Raw genomic sequence first — 4,393 nt, 5'->3', positions numbered from 1 at the left:
CCCTCGGCGAGGAGCCGCTCACCCACCTCGCGGCCCGTGCCCAGCGCGGGGTCGACGTCGACCCCCGCCCACAGCCCCCGCGTGCGGAAGCCCAGCACGCCGCGCCCCACCAGCGGCGCGAGTCCGTCCCGCAGCACGATGCCCAGCTCGGCCGCCCGCCGCTGGTACTCACCGGTCTCCAGCAGCCCCACCACCGCCGTGCCGACCGCCGCCGCCAGCGGATTGCCGCCGAACGTCGAGCCGTGCGTCCCCGGCCCCAGCACGCCCAGCACGTCCCGCCGCCCCACGACCGCGGACACCGGGACGATGCCGCCGCCCAGCGCCTTGCCCAGCAGCACCAGGTCGGGCGTCACCTCCTCCAGGTCCACGGCCAGCGTGGACCCCGTGCGGCCCAGACCCGACTGGATCTCGTCCGCCACGAACAGGCACCCGGCCCGGCGGGTGATCTCCCGGACACCCGACAGGTAGCCGTCGTCCGGGACGATCACCCCCGCCTCGCCCTGCACCGGCTCCAGCAGCACCGCCGCCGTGGTCGCGTCCACGGCCGCCTCCAGGGCGGGCAGGTCGTTGTACGGCACGATCCGGAACCCCGGCGCGAACGGACCGAATCCGGCCCGCGCCGTCTCGTCCGTGGAGAAGCCCACGACCGTCGTCGTCCGGCCGTGGAAGTTGTCGGCGGCCACCACGATCGTCGCCTGCCCGTCGGGCACGCCCTTGACGTCGTAGGCCCACTTGCGGGCGACCTTCACCGCGCTCTCCACCGCCTCGGCGCCGGTGTTCATGGGCAGTACCGCCTCCTGCCCGGTCAGCGCGGCCAGCCGCTCGGCGAAGCCGGCCAGCCGGTCGTTGTGGAAGGCGCGCGAGGTCAGGGTGAGGCGGTCGAGCTGGCGGTGGGCGGCCTCCACCAGCACCGGGTGGCGGTGGCCGAAGTTGAGGGCGGAGTAGCCGGCCAGCAGGTCGAGGTAGCGGCGGCCCTCCACGTCCTCCACCCAGGCGCCCTCCGCCCGGGCCACCACCACCGGCAGCGGATGGTAGTTGGGCGCGAGGACGGCCTCCTCGGCGCGGATCAGGCCGGCGGAGTCCCGGACCGGGACGGCGCCGCCCGGCAGGGCACGGCCGGCGCCGTCGGCCCCGGCGGCCCCGTCGGGGTCTTCGGGGCCGCCGGGGCGGCCGGAGGGAACGGTCGGTGCGGTCATGCGCGGACCTCCAGGGTGCAGCACTTGATGCCCCCGCCTGCCTTGCGGAACTCCGACAGGTCGACGGGGACCGGGACATAGCCGCGGCGCGCCAGCTCCTCGGTCAGCGCCACCGCCTGGGGGGCGATGAACACGTGGCGTCCGTCCGAGACGGAGTTCAGGCCGAAGGCCAGCGCGTCACCCAGCGTGGCGACCACCGCGTGCGGGAACAGCCGTTCCAGGACCGCGCGGCTCTCGGGCGCGAAGGCGTCCGGGTAGTAGGCGACGTTCTCGTCGTCGAGGGCGAACAGCGCGGTGTCCAGATGGTAGAAAAACGGATTCACCAGCCGGAGCCCCACGACCGGGACCCCGAAGTGCTCCTCAACCTCGCGGTGCGCCTCGGGCGTGGTGCGGAACCCCGTCCCGGCCAGCACCCGGCCGCCCACCGGCACGAGGTCGCCCTCGCCCTCGCAGACCGCCCGGGCCCGGCGCACCGGGACACCGGCCTCCTTGAGCCACATCTCGTAGTGGCCGGACTCGTCCTGCCGCTCCGGCGCGTGGAACAGCGACCCCAGCGCGCGGCCGTCCAGCACCAGCGCGGCGTTGGCCGCGAACACCATGTCGGGCAGCCCCGGCACCGGGGCCAGCGTCTCGACCACATGGCCGTGCGCCCGGTAGGCGGCGGCCAGCGCCTCCCACTGCCGGTGCGCCCGCCGGACGTCGACCTCCTCGTCGGGGTGCATCCAGGGATTGATCGCGTAGGACACGTCGAAATGGCGGGGCTCGCACAGCAGGAAGCGCCGTCGCCGCGGCAAACGTCTCTCGGACATACCACCACGTTAGGAAGCGGGCATAGCGCCGACAAGGGACCAACCGGGGTGTTCCGTGGCGGACCGCTTCCGGGCCGCCGCCCGCCCGCCCGGCACGACGGGCACACATGTCCGTACGTGCATGTCCATACGTGCGAATACCTCCTACACTCCACCCTCATGCTGCGCGCCCTCGCCGTCGACGACGAACGCCCCTCCCTGGGCGAACTCCTCTACCTGCTGGACGCCGACCCCCGGATCGGCAGGGCCGAGGGCGCGTCCGACGCCACCGAGGCGCTGCGCCGCATCAACCGCGCCCTGGAATCCGGACCCGACGGCCCCGAGGCCATCGACGTGGTCTTCCTCGACATCCAGATGCCGGGCCTCGACGGCCTGGACCTGGCCCGCCTGCTCACCGGGTTCGCCAGCCCGCCCCTGGTCGTCTTCGTCACCGCCCACGAGGACTTCGCCGTGCGCGCCTTCGACCTCAAGGCGGTCGACTACGTCCTCAAGCCGGTCCGCCGCGAACGCCTCGCCGAGGCCGTCCGCCGCGCCGACGAACTGCGCGCCGCCCGCATACCCGTGCACGAACCCGAACCGGACGCGATCACCGTGGACCTCGGCGGCGTCCGCCGGCTGGTCCAGGTCGAGGACATCACCCACGTGGAGGCCCAGGGCGACTACGCCCGGCTGCACACCGGTGCCGGCAGCCACCTGGTCCGCGTCCCGCTCTCCACCCTGGAGGAGCGCTGGCGGCCGCACGGCTTCGTCCGCATCCACCGGCGCCACCTCGTCGCCCTGCGCCACATCGGGGAACTGCGCCTGGCCGCCGGGACCGTGAGCGTCCTGGTCGGCGACGAGGAACTCCAGGTCAGCCGCCGCCACGCCCGCGAACTGCGCGACCTGCTGATGCGCCGCGGCGCCGCGTAGGAGGCCGCCGATGTCCCACGAGCCCCGCCAGGCCGCCGAGCGGCCCGCCCGCGTGGTGGTCACCGGACCGCCCCGCCGCCACCACGGCCACGGCCGCGGCGGCGGGACCCACTACCGGCCCCGCACCGAGATCCACGAACAGACCACCCTCGGCCACACCTACGTCCGCTCCCTGATGCGCACCCAGCTCCGCACCGCGCTGACCGTCTTCGCCGTCCTGGCCGCACTGGTCGCCCCGCTGCCGCTGCTCTTCGCCGCCGCCCCGCACGGCCGCCTCCTGGAGTGGGCGGTGCTCGGCTTCTGCCTCTACCCGCCGCTCGTACTCCTCGCCCGGTGGCACGTGCGCCGCGCCGAACGCCACGAGAGGGACTTCGTGCGGCTCGTCGAGGACCAGGACCGCTGACCGGACACACGAGGAACGAGAGCCGCACGGTATGAACGAGAGCCACGCCGTGGCCGCGGTCGCCCTGGTGGTCGTCGCCACCGCCCTGGTCGGCGCCTTCGGCCTGCGGGTCTCCCGCACCACCTCCGACTTCTACGTCGCCTCCCGCACCGTCGGCCCACGCCTCAACGCGGCCGCCATCAGCGGCGAGTACCTCTCCGCCGCCTCCTTCCTGGGCATCGCCGGACTGGTCCTCGTCCAGGGACCCGACATGCTCTGGTACCCGGTCGGCTACACCGCCGGATACCTCGTCCTGCTGCTCTTCGTCGCCGCCCCGCTGCGCCGCTCCGGCGCCTACACGCTGCCCGACTTCGCCGAGGCCCGGCTCGCCTCGCCCCGGGTGCGGAAGCTGGCGAGCGGCTTCGTGGTCGGCATCGGCTGGCTCTACCTGATACCCCAGCTCCAGGGCGCCGGGCTCACCCTCAAGGTCCTCACCGGGGCGCCCGGCATGCTCGGCTCGGTGATCGTCGCGGTGGTGGTGGTCGCCAACGTCGCCGCCGGCGGGATGCGCTCCATCACCTTCGTCCAGGCCTTCCAGTACTGGCTCAAGCTGACCGCTCTGCTGGTCCCCGCCCTCTTCCTGGTCCTCGCCTGGCAGGGCGACGGCGCGCCCACCCGGGTGTTCGACGAACCCGCCGCCCTGCGCGAGCACCGCACCGTGCGGGTCCAGGACACCGTCGAGATCCGCCTGGGCGAACCCCTCACGGTCACCGTCCACGGCCGCGTCGACGGACACCCCTACGACGGCGACCGGGTCACCCTGCCCGCCGGCGTCCACACGGTGCAGGGGGGCGCCCGGCTCGGCCTGCCGGCCGGAGCGCCCGTCCCGGTGGCCCAGGGCTCCGGCGACACCGTCCTCGCCGACGGCGTCCTCCCCGACGGCGCGGCCACCGCCCAGGGGGAACGCCCGCTGCACGCCACCTACGGGCTGATCCTCGCCACCTTCCTCGGCACCATGGGCCTGCCCCACGTGGTCGTCCGCTTCTACACCAGCCCCAACGGCGTCGCCGCCCGCCGCACCACCGTCGTCGTCCTCG

At 74.3% G+C, this 4,393-nt stretch carries 4 protein-coding genes and 1 pseudogene; 3 read left to right on the top strand and 2 right to left on the bottom strand.

Annotation, left to right across the window (positions count from 1 at the left end):
* Positions 1-1,196, bottom strand: a 1,196-nt coding sequence (gene rocD, locus HW445_RS19825) for an ornithine--oxo-acid transaminase (protein WP_180222333.1), incomplete at its 3' end; no start/stop codon positions are given.
* A complete protein-coding gene (ddaH, locus tag HW445_RS19820; protein WP_180222332.1) occupies positions 1,193-2,005 on the bottom strand; it encodes a dimethylargininase in 813 nt (270 codons plus the stop codon). The genes ddaH and rocD, both read right to left, overlap by 4 nt.
* Positions 2,006-2,164: 159 nt before the next feature.
* Between ddaH and HW445_RS19815 the strand changes: the two genes are divergently transcribed.
* From HW445_RS19815 to HW445_RS19805, 3 genes and pseudogenes are all read left to right on the top strand, one after another.
* Positions 2,165-2,914 (top strand): LytTR family DNA-binding domain-containing protein, encoded by a 750-nt coding sequence (locus HW445_RS19815; protein ID WP_180222331.1) that lies wholly within the window; start codon positions 2,165-2,167, stop codon positions 2,912-2,914.
* Positions 2,915-2,924: 10 nt separating this feature from the next.
* Positions 2,925-3,317 carry a hypothetical protein gene (locus tag HW445_RS19810; protein WP_180222330.1) on the top strand — a complete coding sequence of 131 codons (393 nt, stop codon included), beginning with the start codon at positions 2,925-2,927 and terminating at the stop codon, positions 3,315-3,317.
* Between the two features lie 31 nt (positions 3,318-3,348).
* A pseudogene (locus HW445_RS19805) lies at positions 3,349-4,393 on the top strand (cation acetate symporter); the annotation flags it as partial.

Origin of the sequence: Streptomyces sp. UH6, assembly GCF_013421635.1 — a bacterium.
GTDB lineage: Bacteria > Actinomycetota > Actinomycetes > Streptomycetales > Streptomycetaceae > Streptomyces > Streptomyces abyssomicinicus.
Note: the sequence above shows the minus strand (reverse complement) of the source record. Positions and strands in the feature narration are given on the sequence as shown.

Excerpts from the sequence above, each read along its gene's own strand:
- HW445_RS19815 (WP_180222331.1), top strand. The coding sequence starts at position 2,165 with ATGCTGCGCGCCCTCGCCGTCGACGACGAACGCCCCTCCCTGGGCGAA.
- ddaH (WP_180222332.1), bottom strand. The coding sequence starts at position 2,005 with ATGTCCGAGAGACGTTTGCCGCGGCGACGGCGCTTCCTGCTGTGCGAG.
- HW445_RS19810 (WP_180222330.1), top strand. The coding sequence starts at position 2,925 with ATGTCCCACGAGCCCCGCCAGGCCGCCGAGCGGCCCGCCCGCGTGGTG.